Here is a 23,127-nt window from a genome sequence, read left to right on the forward strand (position 1 = left end):
AAACTTGGAACAGCAAAAATTGCTCATTAACGGCCGCAGATTGAAGGAAACACTGGAAAGGTTCGCTGATTTTGGACGCACCGAAAAGAATGGGGTTACGCGCCTGTCCTTATCCGAGGAAGATCGTAAGGCAAGGGATTATTTTTGTTCAGTCTGTAAAGACCTGGGCATGACAGTAAAAGTCGATGATATGGGAAATATTTATGCCGCATTGGAAGGAACAGAAGACAAGCCGCCAATCGTGATCGGCTCCCATCTTGATACGGTAAAAAAAGGCGGACGATTTGATGGTGTGCTCGGGGTCGCTGCCGGTCTGGAGATTGCCCGTACATTCGCTGAAAATCACATGAAGCCTAGAATTTCCCTTATGGTTGTGAATTTTACAAATGAAGAAGGAGCAAGATTTGAGCCTTCCATGATGTCATCCGGCGTACTATCTGGCAAATTCGATAAAGAAATTATGATTAATAAAAGGGATTCGGATGGCGTAAGCTTTGATGAAGCGTTAGAGACCATCGGATATAAAGGGAAGGATGAATTTCGTCTAAAAGAAGCTTCTGCCTTTTTGGAACTGCATATCGAACAAGGGCCGATACTTGAACAGGAATCCTTGTCCATCGGGGTGGTGGAATGCGTGGTTGGAATGGTCTGCTACGAAATCGAAATAACAGGAGAATCGGATCACGCAGGGACTACTCCCATGACCATGAGAAAGGATGCCCTGTTTGCTGCCAATAATATCCTGGCTGACGCACGCAGTAAACTGGGAGCACTCGATTCTGATCTGGTCTTTACAATGGGCAGGATGAATGTATGGCCGAACATCCACACGGTTATTCCGAATAAGGTGGTGTTTTCGCTCGAAGCAAGGCATAAGGATCCGGCTGTCATACAACAGGTGGAACAAATCATCCAGGGGCTGCCTGATTTCCCTTCAAATGAAGGCTGTGAAATTAAAGCGAAAAAATTATGGGACCGCAATACCGTCTGGTTTGATCCGCAGATCGTGAACCAGCTCGAGCAATCGGTGAAGTCATTAGGATATTCGTATAAAAGGATGGTCAGCGGTGCCGGCCATGACGCTCAATTTTTAGCGGGTTATGTGCCGACCGCCATGGTTTTTGTGCCGAGCATCCATGGGAAAAGTCATTGTGAAGAAGAATGGACACCTTGGGAAGATTGTGAAAAGGGTGTAAATGTCCTGCTTGAAACCGTATTAAACATGCAATTGAAATAATGGACCGGTCATTCTATGTTAAAGGAGGTTATTTAATTTGAAGATCAATCATACAAACATAGATCTGAATTTTCAAGAAATACATCCGGGATTATCACAGAATGAAGCGTTGGAGGAGGCCAACCGCTGTCTTTACTGCTATGACGCTCCCTGTATTAAAGCCTGTCCAACCGGGATCGATATTCCGAGTTTCATCAAGAAAATCGCATCAGGAAACCTAAAGGGATCAGCGAAGACCATTATGACGGCGAATCCTATGGGGGCAAGCTGTTCCCGTGTATGCCCGACAGAGGAATTATGCGAAGGAGCCTGTGTACTGAATCACACTGCTAAGCCGATTATGATCGGAAACCTGCAGCGTTATGCCACCGACTGGGCGATCAAAAATGAAGTGGATTTCTTTGAGCCGGGAACCCAGAATGGCAAAAGGGTGGCGATTGTCGGCGGAGGACCTGCTGGGCTTTCGGCAGCCAGGGAATTGGCACGACTTGGCTATAAAGCGGACATATTTGAGGCTGAAGAAAAGGCGGGAGGACTAAACACCTTTGGCATTGTTCCTTTCCGTCTGCCTATGGCCATTTCTGATTGGGAGATCGAGCAGGTTGAAAAACTGGGTGTGACCATTCATACAAAGACAAGAATCGGAAAGGACCTATCAGCTGACGAACTGGTGAACAGCTATGATGCTGTCATTCTAGCAATCGGGATGGCTCATGTGCCGGATTTGGGCATAGAGGGAGAAAACCTTAAGGGAGTTTATGATGCCATTGAATTTGTAAGAGACACCAAAACTAAGCCTCTTTCTCATCAGTTTTTTGGTAAAAAAGCGGTGGTGATAGGTGCCGGGAATACGGCCATTGATGCGGCTACGAGCTCTGTGCGTCTGGGTGCCGGAAACGTAAAGATCCTTTATCGGAGAACCTCTGAAGAGATGACCGCCTATGCCTTTGAATATGAATTTGCGAAGCAGGACGGAGTTGAATTCAGGTTTTTGACCGCACCCAGCCGGATTATAGGTGATGAGCAGGGACGGGTGATTGGAATCGAATGCATCAAAATGGAATTAGGCGAACCAGCGGAGGATGGCCGCAGGCGGCCTGTTCCTATTCAGGGATCAGAATTCATCCTGGAGGCAGATATGGTCATAAAAGCCAACGGCCAGGCCAGATTTGTCGGACTGATTGAGCAATTCAATCTTCATCATGATGATGGTGTCGTCAAGGTAGACTCTGCATCCTATCAAACTTCCAATGAAAAAGTGTTTGCCTGCGGAGATGTCATTTTTGGTAAAGGACAGGGAGAAGCCATGGTCGTATCTGCAGCCCAGCAGGGAAAAGAAAGTGCCCATGCGGTACATCGTTCTTTAGCTCCCTTCTTTGCTGAAACCGTATAGACACGGGTGCTTGTGAAATAAAAACAGGGAGGGAAATAGATGGCAGATTTAAGGATTAATTTAGCGGGGATCAAATCACCAAATCCATTTTGGTTAGCATCGGCTCCTCCGACGAATTCGGGGTATCAGGTCCAGCGGGCTTTCGAAGCTGGCTGGGGCGGCGCTGTCTGGAAGACGCTGGGCGATCCTATATTAAATGTTTCATCGCGATTTGCAGCGGTCAGTTTTAACGGGCAGAGAGTGGCGGGATTCAACAATATTGAATTAATCACCGATCGTCCATTAGAAGTGAATTTAAAGGAGATTTACGAAACAAAGAAACGTTTCCCGGATCATGCCATCATAGCTTCTTTGATGGTGGAGCCCAAACAGGAAAAGTGGCATGAAATCGTAAAAAGAGTGGAAGACACAGGGGTAGACGGCCTCGAACTGAATTTTGGCTGTCCGCACGGAATGGCAGAGCGGGGAATGGGTTCCGCTTCCGGACAGGTGCCTGAGCTGGTTGAAAGACAAACCTATTGGGTGAAGGAGGCAGCTAAAACACCTGTTATTGTTAAGTTAACTCCTAATATAACGGATATTACTTCAACGGCAGAGGCAGCAGTAAAGGGCGGAGCGGATGCGGTCAGTATGATCAATACCATTAACAGCCTGGCAGGCGTGGACATTGATACATGGAATACCATTCCGCATGTTGGAGGCAAGGGAGCTCACGGAGGCTACTGCGGACCCGCCGTTAAACCGATTGCTCTCCATATGGTAGGAGAATGTGCCAGGAACCCCCGCATTCCTATTCCGATTTCCGGTATCGGGGGAATATCCAATTGGCAGAATGCGGTGGAATTTATGTTAATGGGAGCGACGGGTGTGCAAGTCTGCACCGCAGCCATGCACCATGGCTTCCGAATTGTGGAGGATATGATAGAAGGCTTAAATAATTATCTGGATGATAAGGGGATTTCCTCCGTCATGGACATTGTCGGAAAGTCCGTCCCTAAATATTCAGACTGGGGCAATCTGGACTTAAACTACAACATTACAGCAAGAATCAATCAGGATGTTTGTATAGAGTGCAACAAATGCTATATTGCCTGCGAAGACACCTCCCATCAATGCATCGATAGATTGGTAGATTCAAATGGAGTAAGCTTCCTGAAAGTAAGAGAAGAGGATTGTGTGGGCTGTAACTTATGCTCCATTGTCTGTCCGGTGGATGGGGCAATCGACATGGTGGAAGTACCAAATGACCTTCCGCCGATGACTTGGAATGAGCGCCAGGCAGCACTCGGGCTGCTTAATGGAACGGCCGAGAAAGTGGTCAAATCCTAATATTGAAGGAGGAGTTTATATGAGAAGAATCATAAAAAATGGAACTGTCGTGACTGCGGCTGATACATACAAGGCAGACGTGTTCATAGAAAATGGGGTCATCAGCCAGATCGGAGCCAACCTTACAGCCCCTGATGCAGAAATCATTGATGCAGACGGGTGTTATGTGTTCCCAGGCGGAATTGACCCTCATACACATCTGGATATGCCATTTGGAGGGACTACGACCAGGGATGATTTTGAAACCGGGACGATTGCTGCCGCGTTTGGAGGGACGACCACCATTATTGACTTTTGTTTAACGAATAAAGGAAAAACATTGAGAAGTGCCCTTGAAACCTGGCACGCAAAATCGAAAAACAAAGCCGTCATTGATTATGGATTTCACCTTCAGATTGTCGAAGCCAATGAAAACGTACTAAATGAACTTCCCCAGGTGATTGAGGAAGAAGGAATTACCTCCTTTAAAGTATTTATGGCGTATAAAAATCAGTTCCAGGCAGATGATGAAACGTTGTTCCGCACATTAATCGCAGCTAAGGAACATGGAGCTCTGGTCATGGTGCATGCAGAGAATGGTGATGTGATTGACTACTTAGTAAAGAAAGCATTGGCAGATGGAAATACTGACCCCATCTACCATGCATTAACACGCCCGCCGGAAGCAGAGGGAGAAGCCACTGGAAGAGCGATCACCCTGACGGATTTGGCTGATTCCCAGCTATATATCGTCCATGTATCCTGTGCCGAAGCAGCCAGGAAGATTGCAGAAGCCAGAAGTAAGGGAATTGAAATTTGGGGAGAAACCTGTCCGCAGTATTTGGTTCTTGATCAATCTTATTTAGAAAAACCGCATTTTGAAGGAGCAAAATATGTCTGGTCCCCGCCGCTCAGGGAGAAATGGAATCAGGATGTATTATGGAATGCGTTAAAAGCGGGAGAGCTGCAGACTCTAGGCTCCGATCAGTGTTCATTTGATTTTATCGGCCAGAAGGAGCTTGGAAGAGATGATTTTTCAAAAATACCAAATGGCGGCCCGATTATCGAAGACCGAGTCAGCATTCTGTTCTCTGAAGGTGTAAAGAAGGGCAGAATTTCTCTCAATCAGTTTGTTGATCTTACGTCCACAAGGGCAGCAAAATTGTTCGGATTGTATCCAAAGAAAGGAACGATTGCCGTTGGAGCGGATGCTGATATCGTGATTTTCAATCCTGATACGGAAAGAGTCTTATCAGCTGAAACCCATCATATGGCCGTCGATTACAATCCATTTGAGGGCATGCAAATCACCGGAGAGCCTGTTTCGGTGTTATCACGAGGTGAATTTGTCATCCGTGAGAAGCAATTCGTCGGAAAACCAGGATCCGGACAATATATTAAAAGAGCAAAGTACGGCAAAAGCCAGCAGGCCAAAACCATAGAGACAGCCGCAAAGTAAAGCAGAGAAAGAAATGAAGATAAGAGAAGAAAGGGGAGGGAAAATGTCAGAACACCAGCAGTATGTACTGGAACGGGAACAGATTGATGATCTTCTTCAAAAAGGATACAAAATCAAAAAAGTCATAGAAAGCTTAAGCGGAGACATCGTCCAGTTTGAGCAGGACAGCAATACCGAAGAGGAACCAACAAAAGAAATTTTACTCATTTTAACTCCTAATGCACGAAAATATTTCTCTGTGAAGCTCATCGAGCAGGCGCAGGGAAATGTTCAATTATAAAAAATACTGGGAGTGCTGATTCTGCATCAGCTGTTTCCCATAACTGGTGCCGCACGGAAAATATATCAGTCCAGGCACCAGATTTTTTCGATCGATAGAATGACCTTTTATAAGGAGGATGGGATTATGTCTATTATGAAGAATCAGACGGAAGACTTGATTGAGAAAGACCGCCAGTATCTATGGCATCATATGACGCCCTATAAAGAACAGGCTGCGCCGACGATTGCAGAAGAAGGAAATGGCTCGTGGATTACGGATTCAAATGGAAAGAAGTATTTAGATGCGATGTCTGGATTATGGTGTGTCAATGTGGGATATGGAAGAGAGGAATTGGCGCTGGCAGCGTTTGAACAAATGAAAAAAATGGCGTATTTCCCCCTATCTCAGAGTCATATGCCAGCCATACAGTTAGCGGAGAAGTTAAATGAATGGCTTGAAGGGGAGTATGTGATCTTTTTTTCTAACAGCGGCTCTGAGGCCAATGAAGCGGCCTTTAAAATCGTGCGGCAGTATCATCAGCAAAACGGGGATCCGAGCCGCTATAAATTTATTTCACGTTACCGCGGGTATCATGGCAATTCAATGGGAGCGCTTGCTGCGACAGGACAGGCTGTCCGGAAATTCAAATACGAGCCTTTGACTCCTGGCTTTATCCATGTGAGTCCTCCAGACAGCTACCGCCGGCCGGATGGGCAGTCGATTGAAGATTTCAATCTGCAATGTGCGCTGGAGATTGAAAAGACGATCGTTTGGGAAGGTGAAGAGACGATCGCAGCCATCATCATGGAACCTGCCATAACCGGCGGAGGAATTCTGGTTCCTCATCCTGTCTATATGGAGAAAGTGCAGGAAATCTGTAAAAAGCACGGAGTCCTGCTCATCATGGACGAAGTGATTTGCGGATTTGGCCGTACAGGAAAGAAATTCGGTCATATGCATTTTAACATGAAGCCGGATATAGTCACGATGGCAAAAGGCTTAACAAGCGGCTATCTGCCTTTATCCGCCACAGCGGTAAGACGCGATATTTATGAAAAATTTAAGAGCTCTGATGAATATGGCTATTTCCGGCATGTGAATACATTCGGAGGGAACCCAGCAGCCTGTGCACTGGCCTTGAAAAATTTAGAAATTTATGAGAAGGAAAACCTTGTCGAACGTTCGAGGATCTTAGGAAATCGATTAAGGGAAGAAATGAGTGAATTAGAAAACCATCCTCATGTAGGAGATATCCGCAGCTTTGGCTTTATGCTGGGAATGGAGCTTGTAGAAGATAAGAAAACAAAACAGCCAATCGATCTATCCAAGCTGGATGAAATTATCGCTGCTTGCAAGTCCAAGGGATTAATCATCGGCAAAAACGGAGCGACTGTGGCAGGCTACAATAATATCCTGACCATATCGCCGCCTTTGTCTTCAACGGATGAAGATGTATCATTTATTGTTCATACAATGAAAGAGGTACTCCTTACTGCCATTTAAATCACCAGCATAATCCCAATGGAAAAAGCCGGTGGCTGCTATTACAGTCACAGGCTTTTTGTTTTTTAGACGTTCAGGAGTCTCAATGATTGGCGAAGACCTTCTATAGCGAAAGCTCTTAAAAATGTAAAAGTGAATAAAGCGATAATCGGTGAAATATCAATCGGCCCCAGGGGAGGAATGAACCTTCTGAAGAACCCTAAATACGGGGCGACCAGCCGGTTGACCCAGCTGCCAAGCTTTGATGAATGAAACTTAGGGAACCAGGAACCAAAAATAGAAATTAATATTAACCAATAATATGCTTCAAAAGCGTATTGTACAAATTGCATAATATAAATGCCCAAATTAATCTTCCATTCTATTCTTTATTTAAGAAATAATCTTACGTTGAGTAAATAATACGGCCAGGGTTTAAAAAGGTTTCAAAAAATGTGTAAATAGTATGTAAAAGTAAAGAATCCGTACTTAAGTATTTCCGTTTTGTTGGTTTAATAAACTCTGTTACATAGTTGTCCATAAAATAATCACAGCAGGAGTTGAGAGTGTAGGGGGGAATATGGAGTTGTATAAAACGTACATCTATAAATCGTTAGACTCCATTTTTTAATTGGTACATAATGGAATTGGATGCAGATGCGAATTTAAATTAAGGGGAGTTGTCTTTTGGAAATAAAGCTTGTAGGCAGAAAAGAGTTTCGACCGCTTATTTTAACGATGACTTTGTTTTTGCTTGTCGTCATCCTGTTTCTGGTTCGCAGCCTTTTCCTCAATCGGAGCTTATGGGTGCCAATCACTCTATATTTTGTTATTGATGTTGGTTTTATAGTGGCTTTGGTATTAGGGGTCAGGTCTAGGAATAGGACAGTAAAAATATTCAGCATTTTATCAAATGCTGTATTTATATTCTCGTTATCAGTATTTATATTTCTATTGTTATTAGCCCAGGGAATTTCAGAACAATAAATCGATTAAGAGTTTTTATAATGGTTTGTAAGAATAATGAAAGCTATACGCTAAAAACGACAGGGATTATTTAATGGATAGACAAGCGAATTCTATTTATCTTTACTAATAGATACAATTGGATTATTATAAACTCTATTAAATCGTATAAGTTCTACTAGGGGTGCCCGGAAACGGCTGAGAGAAAAACGAGTGTGTTTTTTAACCCTTTGGACCCGATCAGGATTATACCTGCGTGGGGAAGTAGCTTAGTATGGGAAAGATATATGTATATCTACTTAATCTAAGTCGGGTCCTGCATTAAGGGTCTGGCTTTTTTTATTGGCCAAAACCGTGTCCGCCTGGAAATAAGATTTTTTAAAAGGAGTTTTTAGCATGGAAGAAAAAAACAGCACTGAAAATCAAATATTGATAGGGATTGAAGAAAAGCCAGCTCGCTTCAACACTTTTTTATATGGGATGCAGCATGTTTTTGTATCGAATGTATGGCTTGATCCCATTTTTATAGCGGCGATGATAGGACTGCCGCTTACTCAATCTGTAAATATGGTCAATGCCATATTTATTACTGCTGGCTTGGTAACATTAGTCCAGGCTACCAGGCTTGTTAAATTACCTATTATTCAGGGACCGTCCGCTGCCTTTGACTCTCTTATGATTTCTGCCGGGAAGGCAAATGGGCTGGCATCGGCCAGTGGAGGCATTTTTTTAAGTGCTATTATCGTGTTTCTGTTATCCATTACTGGAGTTATAGGACGTTTGAAAGTACTTTTTACGCCAGTTATATCAGGAACGGTCATTTTTCTCGTTGGAATCTCGTTATCCAGTTTTACCTTGTATGAGTTTTTAGGAGGTTCACCCGGTGACCATTCTTTCGCAGCCGCCGATACCCTTTTATTGTCTATAACGACTTCAGTCGTTGTGTTAGTATTATCTCTTTTTGGTAAGGGAATGTGGAAATCTTTTTCGTTTCTAATTGCGTTGGTCATAGGAGATATCCTTGCAGTCTTTATGGGTAAAACCAATTTTTCCATTGTTGCAGAAAAGGGCTGGTTTGGCTTTCCGCACTTTCTTCCATACGGCGGTTTAAGTTTTGAATGGAAAACGTTCCTTCCCTTTTTTGTGGCTTATATTGTGGCGGTAATTGAAGCAATGGGCGTTTACCAGGCCGCTGGCTCCTTGTTAAACACAGAACTAGACTCCAAACGGATTCGAAATGGATTTGCCGGTGAATCGGCGGGGTCGATGTTATCCTCTCTAATAGGGGGGTTCCCTACGACGGCCTATGCTCAGAATACAGGTATTCTTAGAATGACTGGGGTTGGCTCACGATACCCGGTTATGGCGGCAGGAATCATTTTTATCGTTCTTGGGTTCGTACCCAAGGCTGGGGCCTTGCTGGCCTTAACGCCTGATGCAGTGGTTGGCGGCATCTTTCTGCCAGCGGCCGCTTCATTAATATTTTCGGGAATTTCCATTCTCGCCAAGGTAGAAAATTCCCAAGCCAATTATATGATAATCGGGCTGTCGATCCTTCTGGCTGTTTCGTTGCCGCCTAATTTTGAAAATGCTTCAGGACTTGCAGGTACCTTCCTTTCCAATAGTATTTTAATAGGAGCGTTCACCTCTGTTCTGCTGCAGCTGGTCTTTAAAAATATTCCTGATTGGTTGAAAAGGGGAGAGTCAAAATGAGAGAGAATTCAACGAAAATAACGAATGAAATTTTACAATTTATTGATCAGCATAACCTGAATTTAGACAAAGCTGAATATGAGGATGATTATAACAGACTGGCACTGGAGCTGTTTCAGTATCAATTTCAAACTAATCTGCCCTATAAGAAATTCTGCCAGGCAAGAAAAAAAACGCCTCTTACGGTTAAGCATTGGGAGCATATCCCCCCGATGCCTATTCAGGTTTTTAAGCATTTGCCGCTTTCCTGTGAGCCCATACAGGAAGCTCAGGCTGTATTTATGACCAGCGGTACAACAAACCCGGATGCCAAAGGGAAAAATTATCATCCTGTCCTCTCAGTCTCGGATGCCTCCATGAAGGGGCCTTTTAAACAGTTTGTCCTTCCTGACTGTGACAGGATGACCATATTTGTGCTATCTCCTGCTGAGGACTTGAATAAACATTCATCCTTGTCCCGCTATTTAACTAATGCGGTCACTTATTATGGCACAGACAAGAGCCGCTTCTTCTTTACTGAGCATGGTTTGAATGTAGATGAGCTGATCCAAGCAATAAGAGCCTGCGAGGCCGAGCAGGAGCCTGTGATGCTGATGGGAGCCACATTCGCTTATGTTCATATCCTTGATTACATGAAAGAAAGGGGTCTTCAGTTTCATCTTCCAAAAGGAAGCCGCATCTTTGATACCGGCGGCTTTAAAGGGCAGTCCCGTGAAGTAGAGATGGATCAATTATATGGTCTGTTTTCGGAACAGTTCCATGTTGACAGGAATCGAATCATTAATATGTATGGGATGACAGAGCTCAGCTCACAAATCTATGACCAGACCATACAGTCAAGCTGTTTAAACGGAACGGCCATTCATGATAAGAAGGGTCCGTCATGGGTGAAAACACTTGTCCTGAATACAGACACTTTAGAACCTGTTGAGGACGGAGCGGCTGGTGTCCTCGCCCATTACGATCTGGCGAACTGGAATTCCTGCCTGGCCATTCTGACCGAGGATATGGGCTATAAAACGGAACATGGTTTTGTGCTGCTTGGCAGAATTCAAGGATCAGAGGCAAGGGGCTGTTCGATTGCGGTGGACCAGCTTCTTCAGTCAAACTTAGGCGGTGTACAGCGTTAGTGAGTATCACGGTGGAAGTAAAGGTCTATAGAACACCCATAACCATTGAATTAAAGGAAAGGGAAGAAATCATCGAATGCGGTGAATCCACCTTTGTGATGAAATATCCGATTATTTCTGGCGAAGATATGAAGAATATTGCAAGTTTGGTCAAATTCAACCGCTCCGCTTATCTTGCATCCATGCCAATTGCTCAAATCGTCGAAAAAATCGATCTGGCGGTCCAAAAATGGCTCAATCCAGATTATGCGTTAAGGCGTTTGGCAGAGAAGCTGGTTCCAGTAGTCACAGGCTATGATGAAGAGATGGTTCGCCTGGAGGTAAAACGGTATATAAGAACCTTTCGGAAAAAAGAGCTTCTCCGTTTCTTGGATGAGGAGTTTGATCAGCCCGCTATGCTGGATGAATTCCGGCCAAGAAAAACGGGTGGAATGAGCAGAGCCTTTGGCCCGGAATCCATATTCCATGTCTTTTCAGGGAATGTCCCGGGTGTCCAAATTTGGAGCTTGATCATGGGGCTACTGGTGAAGTCAGCGGCTATTGGAAAAACTTCTATGTCCGAGCCTCTGCTGCCTGTCCTTTTCGCACAGTCACTGGCAGAGGTGGATGAAAGGCTGGCGGAGACCATCGCCATTCTTCCATGGAAGGGCGGAACAAACGAGCTGGAGGAACCGGCGATTGAAGAATCAGAGGTGGTTATTGTCTATGGTTCTCAGGACACGGTTGAAAAAGTGAAGGAGAAAGTCCCGAATGGCAAAAGGGTTTTATCCTATGGGCATAAAATCAGTTTTGCAATGGTTGGCAGGGAAGCATTAACCCCTGATCACTATTACGAAAGTATTCATAAGCTTACGGAGGATATATCAGTCTATGATCAGCAAAGCTGCTTAACTCCTCAGTCTGTCTATGTGGAAGAAGGAGGGGCTATAAGCCCCAAACAATTTGCTCAAATGCTTGCAGCTGAAATGGAAAGATATCACAAGAAAAAACCGAGAGCTAAGCTTTCTGATGAAGAAGCGATGTCCATTCAGCGGTTTAGAAACCAATATCAGCTCGAGGCATTGAATAACAGGCCTATCTCCGTTTATTTCAGCAGCATGGATACCTCCTGGACGGTCATTTTCCATGAGGAAGCGGGATTTGCTGGTACACCCTTAAATCGTTCCATCCATGTTTTTTCAACGGAATCTCTGGAGGATGCCGCAGCTGCAATAAAGCCTTATCAGCAGTTTTTACAATCATGCGGCCTGGCTGTTTCGCCTAACAGACTGTTTATACTGGCGGATTTATTGGGATCATACGGTGTAAACCGGATAAGTACCATCGGAGAAATGAACCGGGCAAAACCCGGCTGGCATCATGATGGGGGATTTAATCTCTTGGACCTTGTCAGGATCATGGATATTGAAAGAAATGTGGAACAGGAACTGGAACGATTCGATCCAGACGTGGAGTAGGGGGTGCTTTGATGAATCTAAAAGATAAAGTGGTCTTGATAACTGGAGCCAGCAGGGGAATAGGGGCGGCTATCGCAAGGAAATTCGCTTCCGAAGGTTCCTTTGTCATTATTAACTATTTAAGTAATAAACATCTTGCAGAAGATATAGCAGCAGACATCGAGACAAGGGGCGGTCAGGCAGCGGCGATACAAGCTGATGTCACTGATTTTGAGCAGGTAAATGAAATGATGGCCCACATTATCGAAAACTTTGGCACCATCGATGTCGTTGTGAACAATGCCTTAAGCCACTACACCTTCAATCCTAGAACAAGGAAAACGGCCTGGGAGATGGAATGGGACGATTACAATCAGCAATGGGAAGGAAATGTTCATGGCGCCTATAACATATGCAGAGCGGCCATGCCATTTATGAAGGAACAAATGTATGGAAGAATCATCAATATTGTAAGTAATTTGATAGATTTCCCTGTCATTCCTTATCATGATTATTCCACCGCGAAGATGGCGCTGCTCGGCTTTACAAGAAATCTCGCCAAAGAACTAGGCGCTTTTGGAATAACGGTGAATGCCGTATCACCAGGGCTCACTTATCCAACTGACTCCAGCGCTGAAACAAAAGATGATGTCAGAGAATCAATCATTCATCTAACTCCAATGCGCAGATTGGCTTCCCCGGAGGATATAGCAGGCAGTGTGTTATTCTTTGCATCCGATTTATCTGCATTCATAACGGGGCAGTGCCTGCATGTAGATGGTGGTCTTGTAATGAAATGACGATATAAAACGAAAAAAAGGCTGCTTAATGAATAAGCAGTCTCTTTTTTAGTTTAAGCATGAATTAGATAAGCAAAAGCCTCAAATAGTAATGGAAGGTGTAACCTCGAGTATTGACGGATGTTAAATCATTCAATAAAAGGGAAAAGACTATTTATGCTTTAAATTTGGAAGGAGTATTATTTATGACAAATAAAGACGTATTGTTTGAAAAAGTGACATTAGGCAGTACCACAATAGATAACCGGGCAGGTGTCGCTCCCATGACACGGACAAGTGCTGGATCGGAAGGTTATGCAACCGATCAAATGGTTTCTTACTATACATCATTTGCCCAAGGCGGATTTGGCCTGATTATTACAGAGGGAATTTACCCAGACGATAAGTACAGTCAAGGGTATTTGAATCAACCAGGCATTTTCAATGACGAACAAGTACAAGCATGGAAGAAAGTAGTGGATTCTGTTCATCAAGCTGGAGCTAAAATATTTGCACAGCTCATGCACGCAGGAGCCCTGTCACAAGGAAACCGTTTTGTGAATGAAACAATAGCTCCTTCGTCTGTTCCTCCAAAAGGTGAACAGATGGAGTTTTACGGAGGAAAGGGACCATTCCCAACGCCAAGAGAAGTTACCAAGGAAGAAATCACAGAAGTGATCAATGGATTTGTGAAGGCGGCTAAACATGCAGTAGCAGCTGGATTTGATGGAGTTGAAATTCACGGGGCAAATGGGTATATATTAGACCAGTTCCTAACCGATTATACGAATCAGCGTACAGATGAATATGGAGGTTCTACAGAAAATCGCGTGCGTTTACTGGAAGAAGTATCGAAAGCCGTTCGGGAAGCTGTTGGACAGGATTTCACCGTTGGGATCCGGATTTCACAAGGGAAAGTAAATGACTATACACACAAGTGGGCTGGGAAGGAAAAAGATGCTGAAATCATCTTTGGTCAGCTGGGACAAGCTGGTCTTGATTTCATCCATGTAACGGAGTACGAAGCCTGGCAGCCAGCATTTCCGGAAGGGGAAGGCACGACCGCTACCGATTCAGCCTTTGGGGACGGCGGAGCTTCATTAGCAAAATTAGCAAAAAAATTCGGTAAATTGCCTGTTATTGCGAATGGACACCTTGAGAACCCGGAAACAGCTGCAGAAATCGTTGAAAAAGGAGAAGCTGACATTGTTACCTTAGGGAAAGGCGCTCTTGCCAACCATGACTGGGTAAAAAAAGTAAAAGCCGGAGAGCCAATAAACGATTTCCAACCGGAAAAGATCCTGAGCCCGGATGCCAGGATTAAAGATTTTGAAGCACAAGTGTAACGGCAAATAGTCATTTTTAATTCTCATGAAGCTAAAATATTTAAGACACAAGGAAGAAGTTATTTTCTTCATTTAGGCAGAGGAATTGTAAGAGGGTTAACTGAAAATGGCAAAGTAATCGAAAGGCAAGGTGGATAAAAACACCATCTAACTTTTGGGGCATATGAATTAAATAGCCAGTAATAAAATACAGAAAAAGGACTATCCAGTGAGGATAGTCTTCTTATTATTTGATTAATGCCATTAAGCGAACCTCCAATTGCCACACATATCAAAAGTGTATAAATTTATATTTGTTATCACAATGTTAATGAATTAAGATATCAATAACTTTATATTAAAAATTCACTAGAACAAATTGGGGTTGTGTTAAGAACAAAAGTTTTACGCTGTTTGGTAAAAAACCAGTATGTGAATGATTGTACTTAAACTAACGGGCAGTTTAGTTCGATAAGGATTTAGATTATAATTTGTATAATATTTAATGAATTGAGATGGTTTGTTGGGCCCAAAATATTTAATCAAATTCCTCAATATAAGCTATAAGCTAAATAAAGTTCGAAATGATGCTATTATGGTTGAAATTGCAGTTCCAGGACAACGTTGGGGAGTTGTATTTATGGAGGATGGAACAGTAGAGATTGAAAAATTTATTGGTGACGATAATGTTTATGGTGGTCAAGAGATAGAAGTATTGTTCTGGGATTTCTCTGATTAAACATTTCTTTCAACTAATTGTCATATTGAGGAAGGAATTATACTTATGGGAGAATCTGTTATGGAAATAGAGAAAATAAACAAAATCGTAAAGGAATTACGAGAGAGAGATGCACGTTAGTACATGCAAAAGGGGTTCTAAAAAATAAATAAATAATAAAACGATAATAAGGCCAATTAGTGTAGAAATATATTGTTTGGAGTTCTTTAAATAGATTCGTTCCAATATTACCTGCGAACCCAATAAAACAGTTAAATAAACGATCCAATACCATTTTGGGATGAATACATCCCCACTCACTAGAAGCGGTATCGTACATACGAAGAGAGCTACAATACTAACTCTAACCCAGAAATCTACTTTTTTCCCTGGAGTTTCAGACAGTTTTTTCTTTTTGACACCCAGCCATTTGTTAGTGAATTTCTCCAACAAGAAGATAACGGTTATAAGAAAGGCGACAATTAAAAATAATTTCACATAAATCCCCCGCCTTAACCTGTATTTTCTTTATTTTACCATGGATTAAGTGTTGGAGAAGGTATTTAGTGTAGTAATCAGTTCTTTAAAAAGCCGTAATAGCAGGTGAACTAACTTAATTATTCAAATAAAAAGATCTTAACGAATATTTCACTAACGGGTGCGTTAATTAAGGAAGGATTAGCCGCTTTTTTAAAAAAATTCCTTATTGAAAAAACGAGGCAGGTCAGTGAAAGAAAGCTAAACAGGTATAATAGAGATAAATTAATTTTAAGTGGGAAATGGGGAGAACTCAGATGTCACAAGATGGAATTGTTTTAGTAGCAAGTGTGTCAATCTTTAATGATGATAAAGTCTTGATTATAAAAGAGAATAAGCCTACTGCAATTGATAAGTGGAACTTTCCAAGTGGTCATGTCGAATACGGAGAGAACATTCTCTATACAGCTCAGAGGGAAGTTAAAGAGGAAACAGGGTTTGATGTAAAGCTAATTGGTACTACTGGTGTATATAATTTTGTTAGTAGTACAAACAATCCAGTTATTTTATTTCATTTTGTTGGTGAGGTTACAGGAGGTTCTCTAAATCTCGAAGAAGGAGTAATTTCTGACAGCAAGTGGATAAAAGTAAATGAACTTGGAACCTTTGAAAACAACGACTTACGAGAACCCCGTGTAATAAAGCAAATAATTAATAACTTATTACAAGAGAAAATACACCCAATTAGCGTGTATAATGAGCAACTAATTTGAATCGCCCTTGTTTAACTAACTTGGTACAAGTATTTATTGTAGAAATCTTTCCTTATTTTCCCACTAAGATGGGCGTAGACTCTGGTTGTTTCACTTTTTTCGTGTCCGAGTAACGTCTGAATAACTTCAAAAGGGGCCCCATTATTTAATAAATGAGTGGCATAACTATGGCAGAATTGGTGAGGGTAAATGTAAATTATTTTTATTGAAGGATGCTCTTTTCGAAATTCGCTTTATAATGTAACGTATCTGGGCTGTACTCATCTTATGAGGACAGCGTTCTGTGACAAATAGGGCTGAATCTTCATCCTGCAGGTCAGCCAGGTAACGCTTTAACCAAATGTCACTGCGGGTATTAAAATAAACTTTGCGTTCCTTATTTCCTTTCCCTCTGAGTATCGCTGATCTGCTGGGCCAATCTATGTGCTCTTTGTTGAGCATTGCGACTTCACCAATCCTACACCCCGTCGAAAACATAAATTCAAACAAAGCATTTTCGATTGGGGAATAACAAACCTCTCTTAGTAATTCAATCTCCTGATCAATAAGGAATTTCGGTATTCGCTGTCCCAATTTAGGCTCTTTTATTTTTACAGCCGGGTTGTGATTTAAATAGCCTTCTTCATATGCCCACCTAAGTAAGGATTTAATGAATCGTATTCGATATGCAAGGCTTGCCGGTTTCAAATGATCCCCAGTATTTATAAGGTACTGTTTTAAATCTTCCGTGGTAAGTGTTTTTATATCTATATCCTTGAAATATCTTATCAGTAAATACAATTGAACTTTGTTGAGGAGCCTCAATCGTATGTTAGAATAACTTTGTATTTAAATAGTGTAAATATTACTAAAATATTACCAAAATATTACCAAACCAACATCTACCCTTATTAATTTTAGCTGACTAAACTCGGTACCTTTTTTCCTCTATGTCGCAGTTGAACGTTATGAAAAGTGGCGGAGCAAGGCAGCTGGCATGCTTCTGATGAAGGTGCCTTGCTCTTGACAGGATAATTTTGGGTTGCCCATACATTTTTCCTCCATTTACATACCTTATAATAACAGTTCGAAAGGAGGTATAAATGGTGGGTGATCATGCTGGATATGGAAGCGGTTTTGCCTTAATCGTTGTATTATTTATTTTACTAATTATTATAGGTGCTTCCTACTGTGGATACGGGTACTAAATAATAATCATTTAAGAGAGGGGAATTAACTTATGTACGGATATGGATATGGATATGGATACGGTGGTTGCGGATACGGTGGTTATGGATCTGGCTGCGGAAGAGTTTTCGCTTTAATTGTAGTTTTGTTTATCCTTTTAGTGATTATTGGAGCCGTCTGTTGGAATTAAATATTGTTGAAAAGGGTCCTTTGAGGACCTTTTATTATTATTCAGAGTTTGTTAACGTCAGTAGAGAATTTTTCTTTATTTGTTAAAGCAGAACAGATTCATCTTTGAGGCATACTCTATTGTAAGCCGTATCCAGTATCCGCTCCCATGCATTTTTTCCTCCAGAAGAAGAACAGGTTCTATACCCTCTTCTTCGTACATATGTTTTTAATTTAGGGAATTCTACGAATTATGTTATATACCACGTGGATATATTTCATAAAGGCAGTTTGTTGGCACAATTACCGTCATGAAGAGTGTAGCATACACTTATTTGTGTAAGTTAAGGTATTTCTTTACTTCTTCCACAACTTATTTTTTAGATGATTTTGATATAAAGCACTGATAAACGAATGGGATCACCAAAAAAATACCGTTCATACTGTGTTTGTCTTGTACCAAATGAACTCATGGTCCTAAAGAGAGAAAAAGCTAAAAGAGAGAAAAAAGTTGTTCAAGCAAGTGCCTGTACTTAAAGGATATGCAAATGATAAAGAACCGTGTGTGTGGGATTTTCATTTTTTTCAAAAGTATTGTACAGTACGGGATGATATGCACTAGAAAGAAAAAGAGGCTTTACTTAACTATCGGGTGCGTTAGCATTCCTGTAGATCGTTATTTTTCAACTTTGAAAAAAATAGGGCTCTCAGTAAGATATGAGTAAGACACGACTCTAACTCAAAACCTTAGGAGGAACCCTTACTATGAAGTTTAAAATGCAGGACAAACAAAATCAACTAATAGAGAGAATAACCGATAAGCATCTCGTTGTTGGGGTTGATATTGCACAACAGTTTCACGTTGCACGAGCTGTCAATTTCCGCGGGATTGTTGTAGGAGATCCAATTACTTTCTCAAACAATGAAGACGGTTTTTCGACCCTATTAATCTGGTTAAATAATCTTAAAAGAATACATAAGTTAGAGGCAGCTATTGTCGGGATGGAACCTACAGGTCATTACTGGATCAACCTTTCAAAATGGCTAATAAAAAAAGATATTGAGGTAGTAACTGTTAATCCTCATCTGGTGAAAAGAAATAAAGAAAACCGTGATAATACACAATCCAAGAGTGATAAGAAAGACGCTCTTGTAATAGCCGATATGGTGAAGAATGGTTACTATGCCTTTGTCAGGAATACCTCTGAGTTGTTTGAAAAACTTAGGGTTCTAATGTCCAACCGGGATGTCATTGTTAAAAGACTTGTCAGCTCTGTTAATCAATTAAATCGCTGGGTGGATATTGTTTTCCCTGAGCTTAGGCAAGTATTTAAAGACATCACTGCTAAAGGTGCGATTGCCACACTAAGGCTTTTCCCGTCCCCAATGGAACTGGGTTCCATGAATCCTGAAGAGATAGTGTCCGGTTGGAAGTCACTCATGAAGCGACAGCCTGGGTTAAAGAAAGCCTATTTACTGCTCAATGTAGCTAGGAAATCTGTTGGTACAAGACAAGCAATAGAGGCTTACAAATTTCATCTTGAACAATTACTCGAAGAGTATGATCTAGCGGTAAAACAACTGGAAAGAGTGGAACTAGCAATTAAGGATGAACTGCCTAAAATTCCATTTGCAGATAAGTTGCTTATGATAAAGGGAATTAGTGAAATTTCGTTAGCTGGTATTTTAGGGGAAGCCGGAGATTTAAGTGGGTTTTCACACGGCAATTCTTTACTTCGCCATGCAGGACTCCATCTCGCTGAAGCTAGTTCAGGAAAGTGGAAAGGGCAAATTGTCATTTCCAAACGTGGAAGATCAAGGCTTAGGTGTTTCCTTTACTTGGCCACTATGAGCCTAGTGATGAACAACCCGGAATTTAAGGCCATTCACTCCAACAATGTTAAAGTGAAGAAAATGAAAAAGATGAAATCCATCATGAAGTTAGTTGGAAAGTTAGCCCGGATATTCGTAGGAATAGCACGCAAAAACGAATCGTATTGTGCCAAGAAAGTTCAATCATTAACGGAGTTGGCAGCGTAGTTTAATCCATTTTATTGTTCTCGAAGAGAACTCTCTTAGATCGAGTGTTGGCTTATTCGTAGGATTTCAAATATGTACGGAGTACCAGGTTTCTTCAACAAAAGGGCTCTTATCCATTGCGTTAGCATAACTGGCCTCCACCCCTTGGATAGGCATAACGAAGGAATGAGAGGGCATTGACCCGTTGAGACATGGGAGGGAAAGCCTCCAGGGGCGGCGTGGAGACGTGCATTATATGGTAGAATATGGAGAAGGAAAGTTACTCCTCTATTTAATCATGCCTCCATGTAGCCTAAATGTCCTCAATTTACTTCCTACAGTCAAAGGATGATATCCTTGGTGGTTGAAATCCTGCGAATAAGCGAGCATTCGGAAGAAAATCGAATTAAACTGAGGGAGTTGAAGATTACTTGGCTGCTTAGGTAGCTTTTTGTTGTTTCATTAAAGGGGCAGAATAATTTAAAACAAGAATACTAATTCGCAGGGGGATACATATGGGGGAATATGAGGTAAAGAAAATATATAATCTGTTGAATTATGATTTGGATAGTTTAGTAATGCAAAGTAAAGAAGATGGTTTTCGTTTTGTAGAAAGATTAGTAAATGATTATACAAATGGCAGTAATACTTTTAATCATTCTGGAGAAGGTTTATTTGGAGTATTTAATGAAGAAGGTGTCCTTGTTGCTATTGGTGGATTAAATAAAGACCCATTTTCAAATGAACTATTTATTGGTAGGCTGAGAAGGTTTTATGTTAGTAAAGAATATAGGAGAAACGGTATAGGAAGCCTTTTGGTGAAAAAAATAATTTACGAAGCAAAAAGATATTATAAAATTTTGGTACTTCATACAGATACGGAACAGGCTGATAAATTTTATACTTCTTTAGGATTTTTAAAGGAAAATCTTTATCCGAATTCAAGTCACTTTATGAAATTTAAAGGCTAACGTGTTATTAAGCTAACGGGTGCGTTAGTTTAAGATCTGTTGGCTTTATTCCACTAAAGGGGCAGGATTGATGAATAAGGGAATAAAATAAATATTGGATATAAATGAGGAAAATCCATATGTTTGAGGGGGTATTATGACCGAAGATTTTTACTGTGAAGAGGTGTTAAGTGGTAAAACACAAGTCAATAAAGTGATGGAGACAGAAAATGTATTAGCCTATTATCATACAAGACCTTTTTATCCAGTTCATATTGTAGCAATACCAAAGAAACATATCTCTTCTTTAATTACGTTGGAAGAGGATGACAACGAATTATTGCTTGAACTTCTTAGAGTAATTAAAAAAGTTGCTGCTATAGTGACTAATGAAAATGGGGTTGTAGAGTTATTACTAATTTAGGTAATTATCAGGACTCGAAACACCTCCATTGGCATATCGTTTCAGGAAATCCCTTAAAATAATGATTGTTCAACTAACGGGTGCTTTACTTCAAGAAGGAGTCAAGCCTTTTTTTCTTATTGAACTAACGGTGCAGGTTAGTTCAATAACGAATGATATAATAAAATTAAAAAATACAAACCTGAATTTTGGAGGAAAATTTGTGTTCGGAGCCTTCGAAGAAAGGTGTACTGAGTTTGTTAGAAAGCCTAATGAGAATGACGAAAAGGATTCAAATTGGAAGCCTTTATAATTGGCTGGATAGTGTAGTAAACTGGTCAAATAATTAGGAATAATAAGGACGGGATTTACTTATGTGTGATTTTTTATCGGGCTTTTTATCCAGCTTGGTAGGTGTTAGTACAGGAGCCTTGGATACAAGAAAAATTGATAAAAATATTGAATTGTTGAAACAACAGGATTGGTTTAGACAGATATACGATGACAATAGATATTATAAATTGTTTATTACCAATAGGAATATCCGAGCTTATTTACAAAACACCAACCGTGTAAATAAAATTATTCGTGATGAAAGAGCCCAACAAAAGTTATTAATTTTACTCGATACACAATTAAAGTCGAAAGCATAAACTAAAGACACCATTTCTGTAATAACGAAAGTTTGTGAAGAAATATACTTAACCATACGGGTGCGTTAGTAAGGGCTGCTGTGGCAGCCTTTTTTTATAAAGAAAATAATTTGAGTGACCAATAGAATCCTTATCAAAAAGAAGTACTTTCTAAGTTCTGCATTTTAACAAAGCTCATCAATCATTTATGATAAAATTAATTTGCACTAAATTTCCAAATAGTTAAATAATAAGTCGTCTAAGGCCGTAAATAATCAAAACAAATAACATAAGTTATACAAAAGAAATGAGGTGTAGTAATGCAAACTGTTGATATAACACCTACAAATGAGCAACTTGAGCGGTGGGTAGAAAGATTTGTACCAGAGAAAGATTTGTTTTTCTTAGATAAGGTAGAGTTGAGTAAGATAAAGGATGAACTAAATGAAGTTTTGGTAATTCCAAAAAAAGAATTCTTTAACCACCCATCTTATAGACAAATTGAACTTTTGAATAGCTATACATATTGGAATATCGCAAGTAAAACTCAATATGTTATTGTTGCACCTCCTAGTTGGATAAAGAACCTCGAAAAACAAAAAAAGAGAAAGATCTTACACAATCAAATAAGTATCGGCAGGGGCTTAATTTTTCCTTTATCATTCTTCTCTAATTCATCAATACCTCAAGATCACATTTTTGTAGACGAAGGTAAAGAGGTTGTTGTTTTACAATACGATATTTGGAACGAGTTGCCCTACAGTATAAAAGTAAATGCAATAAAAGCATATGCTCGTTTATGGGATAGTTGGACCTGCTGCGATATACCGATTCGAATTCCTGAACATATCAGGAAATATGCTAATAACTTTTCTATAGTTTCGGGTAGTAACTGTTTGGCTGCTACTTTGTTTGCTATAACGAAACAAGAATGGATGATCAATGAATGGATACATCCGGCAACATTTAAAGAAGGTTTAGAAAGAGCTAACTATTCCTTAGTAAATGATGAAATTAAAAACGGGGATGTTATTACTTGGGTTAATGAAGATGGTGTAATTCAACACTCGTCATATTACATTGGAAATAACCTTTTATTTAATAAAAACGGCCAAACCTTCTTTAATCCTTGGAAGATTATAACCTGGAGGGAATTGAATGAGGAATGGAACCATTACGAAAAAAAGATCTATCGAGCACAAGTTAATCACTAAGGTAATTGCTTCCGTGTTTAACTAAAGGGTGCGTTAGTGGAAGATCAATGTGCCGCTTCTGTAGCTTATTTGTTTTACAAAGGGCCGTGTAACATTAAGAGGAATATTCAAGGCGA

At 40.8% G+C, this 23,127-nt stretch carries 23 protein-coding genes, 2 pseudogenes and 1 riboswitch; of the genes and pseudogenes, 20 read left to right on the plus strand and 5 right to left on the minus strand.

The genetic code is table 11. From position 1 onward, the window contains the following. The first annotated feature begins 4 nt into the window (after window positions 1–4). The 6 genes from H539_RS0124225 to H539_RS0124250 all read left to right on the plus strand — a co-directional run bounded on the left by H539_RS0124225 (window position 5) and on the right by H539_RS0124250 (window position 7,162). Complete coding sequence (locus H539_RS0124225) at window positions 5–1,237, plus strand: Zn-dependent hydrolase (protein ID WP_026695664.1); 1,233 nt, start codon at window positions 5–7, stop codon at window positions 1,235–1,237. Window positions 1,238–1,280: 43 nt separating this feature from the next. Beyond that, window positions 1,281–2,630 (plus strand): NAD(P)-dependent oxidoreductase, encoded by a 1,350-nt coding sequence (locus H539_RS0124230; protein ID WP_035324143.1) that lies wholly within the window; start codon window positions 1,281–1,283, stop codon window positions 2,628–2,630. Between the two features lie 39 nt (window positions 2,631–2,669). Beyond that, entirely contained in the window at window positions 2,670–3,959 is a 1,290-nt protein-coding gene (gene preA / locus H539_RS0124235) for an NAD-dependent dihydropyrimidine dehydrogenase subunit PreA (RefSeq protein ID WP_026695666.1), read from the plus strand. 19 nt (window positions 3,960–3,978) lie between these two features. Further along, window positions 3,979–5,397: a dihydropyrimidinase gene (gene hydA, locus H539_RS0124240; RefSeq protein ID WP_026695667.1), complete on the plus strand. Its 1,419-nt coding sequence runs from the start codon at window positions 3,979–3,981 to the stop codon at window positions 5,395–5,397. Between the two features lie 43 nt (window positions 5,398–5,440). Next, complete coding sequence (locus H539_RS0124245) at window positions 5,441–5,677, plus strand: hypothetical protein (RefSeq protein WP_026695668.1); 237 nt, start codon at window positions 5,441–5,443, stop codon at window positions 5,675–5,677. A gap of 126 nt (window positions 5,678–5,803) precedes the next feature. Further along, window positions 5,804–7,162 carry an aspartate aminotransferase family protein gene (locus tag H539_RS0124250; RefSeq protein ID WP_035324037.1) on the plus strand — a complete coding sequence of 453 codons (1,359 nt, stop codon included), beginning with the start codon at window positions 5,804–5,806 and terminating at the stop codon, window positions 7,160–7,162. 65 nt (window positions 7,163–7,227) lie between these two features. Here H539_RS0124250 and H539_RS29655 read toward each other — a convergent pair whose 3' ends face one another. Beyond that, complete coding sequence (locus H539_RS29655; protein WP_245602255.1) at window positions 7,228–7,509, minus strand: YggT family protein; 282 nt, start codon at window positions 7,507–7,509, stop codon at window positions 7,228–7,230. Between the two features lie 768 nt (window positions 7,510–8,277). Continuing rightward, window positions 8,278–8,387: riboswitch (TPP riboswitch) on the plus strand. A 116-nt stretch (window positions 8,388–8,503) separates the two neighbouring features. On the opposite strand from H539_RS29655, the gene H539_RS0124265 reads away from it, so the two are divergent. The 6 genes from H539_RS0124265 (at window position 8,504) to H539_RS0124290 (ending at window position 15,229) form a co-directional block, all read left to right on the plus strand. Next, window positions 8,504–9,820, plus strand: coding sequence for a solute carrier family 23 protein (locus tag H539_RS0124265; RefSeq protein WP_081416029.1), 1,317 nt, complete (start codon window positions 8,504–8,506; stop codon window positions 9,818–9,820). Next, the gene (locus H539_RS0124270) at window positions 9,817–10,950 is read left to right on the plus strand and encodes a LuxE/PaaK family acyltransferase (RefSeq protein WP_026695672.1); all 1,134 of its coding nucleotides are present in this window, start codon (window positions 9,817–9,819) and stop codon (window positions 10,948–10,950) included. Before H539_RS0124265 ends, H539_RS0124270 begins: the two co-directional genes overlap by 4 nt. Beyond that, window positions 10,950–12,407, plus strand: a complete 1,458-nt coding sequence (locus tag H539_RS0124275) for an acyl-CoA reductase (RefSeq protein ID WP_026695673.1) — start codon at window positions 10,950–10,952, stop codon at window positions 12,405–12,407. Before H539_RS0124270 ends, H539_RS0124275 begins: the two co-directional genes overlap by 1 nt. Before the next feature lie 11 nt (window positions 12,408–12,418). Next, window positions 12,419–13,186, plus strand: a complete 768-nt coding sequence (locus H539_RS0124280) for a 3-oxoacyl-ACP reductase (RefSeq protein ID WP_026695674.1) — start codon at window positions 12,419–12,421, stop codon at window positions 13,184–13,186. Between the two features lie 185 nt (window positions 13,187–13,371). Continuing rightward, on the plus strand, window positions 13,372–14,511 hold the full coding sequence (locus tag H539_RS0124285; protein WP_026695675.1) for an NADH:flavin oxidoreductase: 1,140 nt from the start codon (window positions 13,372–13,374) through the stop codon (window positions 14,509–14,511). A gap of 574 nt (window positions 14,512–15,085) precedes the next feature. After that, complete coding sequence (locus tag H539_RS0124290) at window positions 15,086–15,229, plus strand: hypothetical protein (protein WP_245602256.1); 144 nt, start codon at window positions 15,086–15,088, stop codon at window positions 15,227–15,229. Between the two features lie 96 nt (window positions 15,230–15,325). On the opposite strand, the gene H539_RS33480 is transcribed toward H539_RS0124290, so the two are convergent. Beyond that, the gene (locus H539_RS33480) at window positions 15,326–15,706 is read right to left on the minus strand and encodes a DUF4181 domain-containing protein (RefSeq protein WP_026695677.1); all 381 of its coding nucleotides are present in this window, start codon (window positions 15,704–15,706) and stop codon (window positions 15,326–15,328) included. A 296-nt stretch (window positions 15,707–16,002) separates the two neighbouring features. Between H539_RS33480 and H539_RS0124300 the strand changes: the two genes are divergently transcribed. Continuing rightward, window positions 16,003–16,458, plus strand: a complete 456-nt coding sequence (locus H539_RS0124300; protein WP_026695678.1) for an NUDIX hydrolase — start codon at window positions 16,003–16,005, stop codon at window positions 16,456–16,458. Between the two features lie 11 nt (window positions 16,459–16,469). Here H539_RS0124300 and H539_RS33315 read toward each other — a convergent pair whose 3' ends face one another. Next, complete coding sequence (locus tag H539_RS33315) at window positions 16,470–16,664, minus strand: tyrosine-type recombinase/integrase (RefSeq protein WP_342664043.1); 195 nt, start codon at window positions 16,662–16,664, stop codon at window positions 16,470–16,472. Next, complete coding sequence (locus tag H539_RS29660; RefSeq protein WP_342664039.1) at window positions 16,624–17,262, minus strand: tyrosine-type recombinase/integrase; 639 nt, start codon at window positions 17,260–17,262, stop codon at window positions 16,624–16,626. The genes H539_RS33315 and H539_RS29660 overlap by 41 nt, the downstream gene beginning before the upstream one ends. A gap of 278 nt (window positions 17,263–17,540) precedes the next feature. Here H539_RS29660 and H539_RS31150 point away from each other — a divergent pair, with 278 nt between their 5' ends. Further along, window positions 17,541–17,645: a YjcZ family sporulation protein gene (locus H539_RS31150; protein ID WP_081416031.1), complete on the plus strand. Its 105-nt coding sequence runs from the start codon at window positions 17,541–17,543 to the stop codon at window positions 17,643–17,645. Window positions 17,646–17,677: 32 nt separating this feature from the next. Continuing rightward, complete coding sequence (locus H539_RS31155; protein ID WP_081416032.1) at window positions 17,678–17,815, plus strand: YjcZ family sporulation protein; 138 nt, start codon at window positions 17,678–17,680, stop codon at window positions 17,813–17,815. 382 nt (window positions 17,816–18,197) lie between these two features. Here the strand turns inward: H539_RS31155 and H539_RS33485 are convergent. Then, window positions 18,198–18,269 (minus strand): annotated as a pseudogene (locus H539_RS33485) (4-hydroxyphenylacetate 3-hydroxylase C-terminal domain-containing protein); the annotation flags it as partial. A 289-nt stretch (window positions 18,270–18,558) separates the two neighbouring features. On the opposite strand from H539_RS33485, the gene H539_RS0124320 reads away from it, so the two are divergent. The 5 genes and pseudogenes from H539_RS0124320 to H539_RS30400 all read left to right on the plus strand — a co-directional run bounded on the left by H539_RS0124320 (window position 18,559) and on the right by H539_RS30400 (window position 23,011). Then, a complete protein-coding gene (locus H539_RS0124320; protein WP_026695679.1) occupies window positions 18,559–19,833 on the plus strand; it encodes an IS110 family RNA-guided transposase in 1,275 nt (424 codons plus the stop codon). Window positions 19,834–20,327: 494 nt separating this feature from the next. After that, the gene (locus tag H539_RS0124325; RefSeq protein ID WP_026695680.1) at window positions 20,328–20,783 is read left to right on the plus strand and encodes a GNAT family N-acetyltransferase; all 456 of its coding nucleotides are present in this window, start codon (window positions 20,328–20,330) and stop codon (window positions 20,781–20,783) included. A 136-nt stretch (window positions 20,784–20,919) separates the two neighbouring features. Next, a pseudogene (locus H539_RS29665) lies at window positions 20,920–21,248 on the plus strand (HIT domain-containing protein). A gap of 291 nt (window positions 21,249–21,539) precedes the next feature. Further along, the gene (locus H539_RS0124340; protein ID WP_026695681.1) at window positions 21,540–21,818 is read left to right on the plus strand and encodes a hypothetical protein; all 279 of its coding nucleotides are present in this window, start codon (window positions 21,540–21,542) and stop codon (window positions 21,816–21,818) included. Between the two features lie 299 nt (window positions 21,819–22,117). Continuing rightward, window positions 22,118–23,011, plus strand: coding sequence for a hypothetical protein (locus tag H539_RS30400; RefSeq protein WP_026695682.1), 894 nt, complete (start codon window positions 22,118–22,120; stop codon window positions 23,009–23,011). The last annotated feature ends 116 nt before the right edge of the window (window positions 23,012–23,127 follow it).

The organism is Peribacillus kribbensis DSM 17871, assembly GCF_000430765.1.
In the GTDB taxonomy this organism is placed as follows: Bacteria; Bacillota; Bacilli; order Bacillales; family DSM-1321; genus Paraperibacillus; species Paraperibacillus kribbensis.

Bases quoted from the DNA above. Each gene is read 5' to 3' on its own strand.
- preA (WP_026695666.1), top strand. From the start codon at position 2,670: ATGGCAGATTTAAGGATTAATTTAGCGGGGATCAAATCACCAAATCCA.
- H539_RS31150 (WP_081416031.1), top strand. From the start codon at position 17,541: ATGGTGGGTGATCATGCTGGATATGGAAGCGGTTTTGCCTTAATCGTT.
- H539_RS0124265 (WP_081416029.1), top strand. From the start codon at position 8,504: ATGGAAGAAAAAAACAGCACTGAAAATCAAATATTGATAGGGATTGAA.
- H539_RS30400 (WP_026695682.1), top strand. From the start codon at position 22,118: ATGCAAACTGTTGATATAACACCTACAAATGAGCAACTTGAGCGGTGG.
- H539_RS0124325 (WP_026695680.1), top strand. From the start codon at position 20,328: ATGGGGGAATATGAGGTAAAGAAAATATATAATCTGTTGAATTATGAT.
- H539_RS0124300 (WP_026695678.1), top strand. From the start codon at position 16,003: ATGTCACAAGATGGAATTGTTTTAGTAGCAAGTGTGTCAATCTTTAAT.
- H539_RS0124290 (WP_245602256.1), top strand. From the start codon at position 15,086: ATGGTTGAAATTGCAGTTCCAGGACAACGTTGGGGAGTTGTATTTATG.
- H539_RS0124270 (WP_026695672.1), top strand. From the start codon at position 9,817: ATGAGAGAGAATTCAACGAAAATAACGAATGAAATTTTACAATTTATT.
- H539_RS0124250 (WP_035324037.1), top strand. From the start codon at position 5,804: ATGTCTATTATGAAGAATCAGACGGAAGACTTGATTGAGAAAGACCGC.
- hydA (WP_026695667.1), top strand. From the start codon at position 3,979: ATGAGAAGAATCATAAAAAATGGAACTGTCGTGACTGCGGCTGATACA.
- H539_RS0124285 (WP_026695675.1), top strand. From the start codon at position 13,372: ATGACAAATAAAGACGTATTGTTTGAAAAAGTGACATTAGGCAGTACC.
- H539_RS0124340 (WP_026695681.1), top strand. From the start codon at position 21,540: ATGTGTGATTTTTTATCGGGCTTTTTATCCAGCTTGGTAGGTGTTAGT.
- H539_RS0124245 (WP_026695668.1), top strand. From the start codon at position 5,441: ATGTCAGAACACCAGCAGTATGTACTGGAACGGGAACAGATTGATGAT.
- H539_RS0124280 (WP_026695674.1), top strand. From the start codon at position 12,419: ATGAATCTAAAAGATAAAGTGGTCTTGATAACTGGAGCCAGCAGGGGA.
- H539_RS0124320 (WP_026695679.1), top strand. From the start codon at position 18,559: ATGAAGTTTAAAATGCAGGACAAACAAAATCAACTAATAGAGAGAATA.
- H539_RS31155 (WP_081416032.1), top strand. From the start codon at position 17,678: ATGTACGGATATGGATATGGATATGGATACGGTGGTTGCGGATACGGT.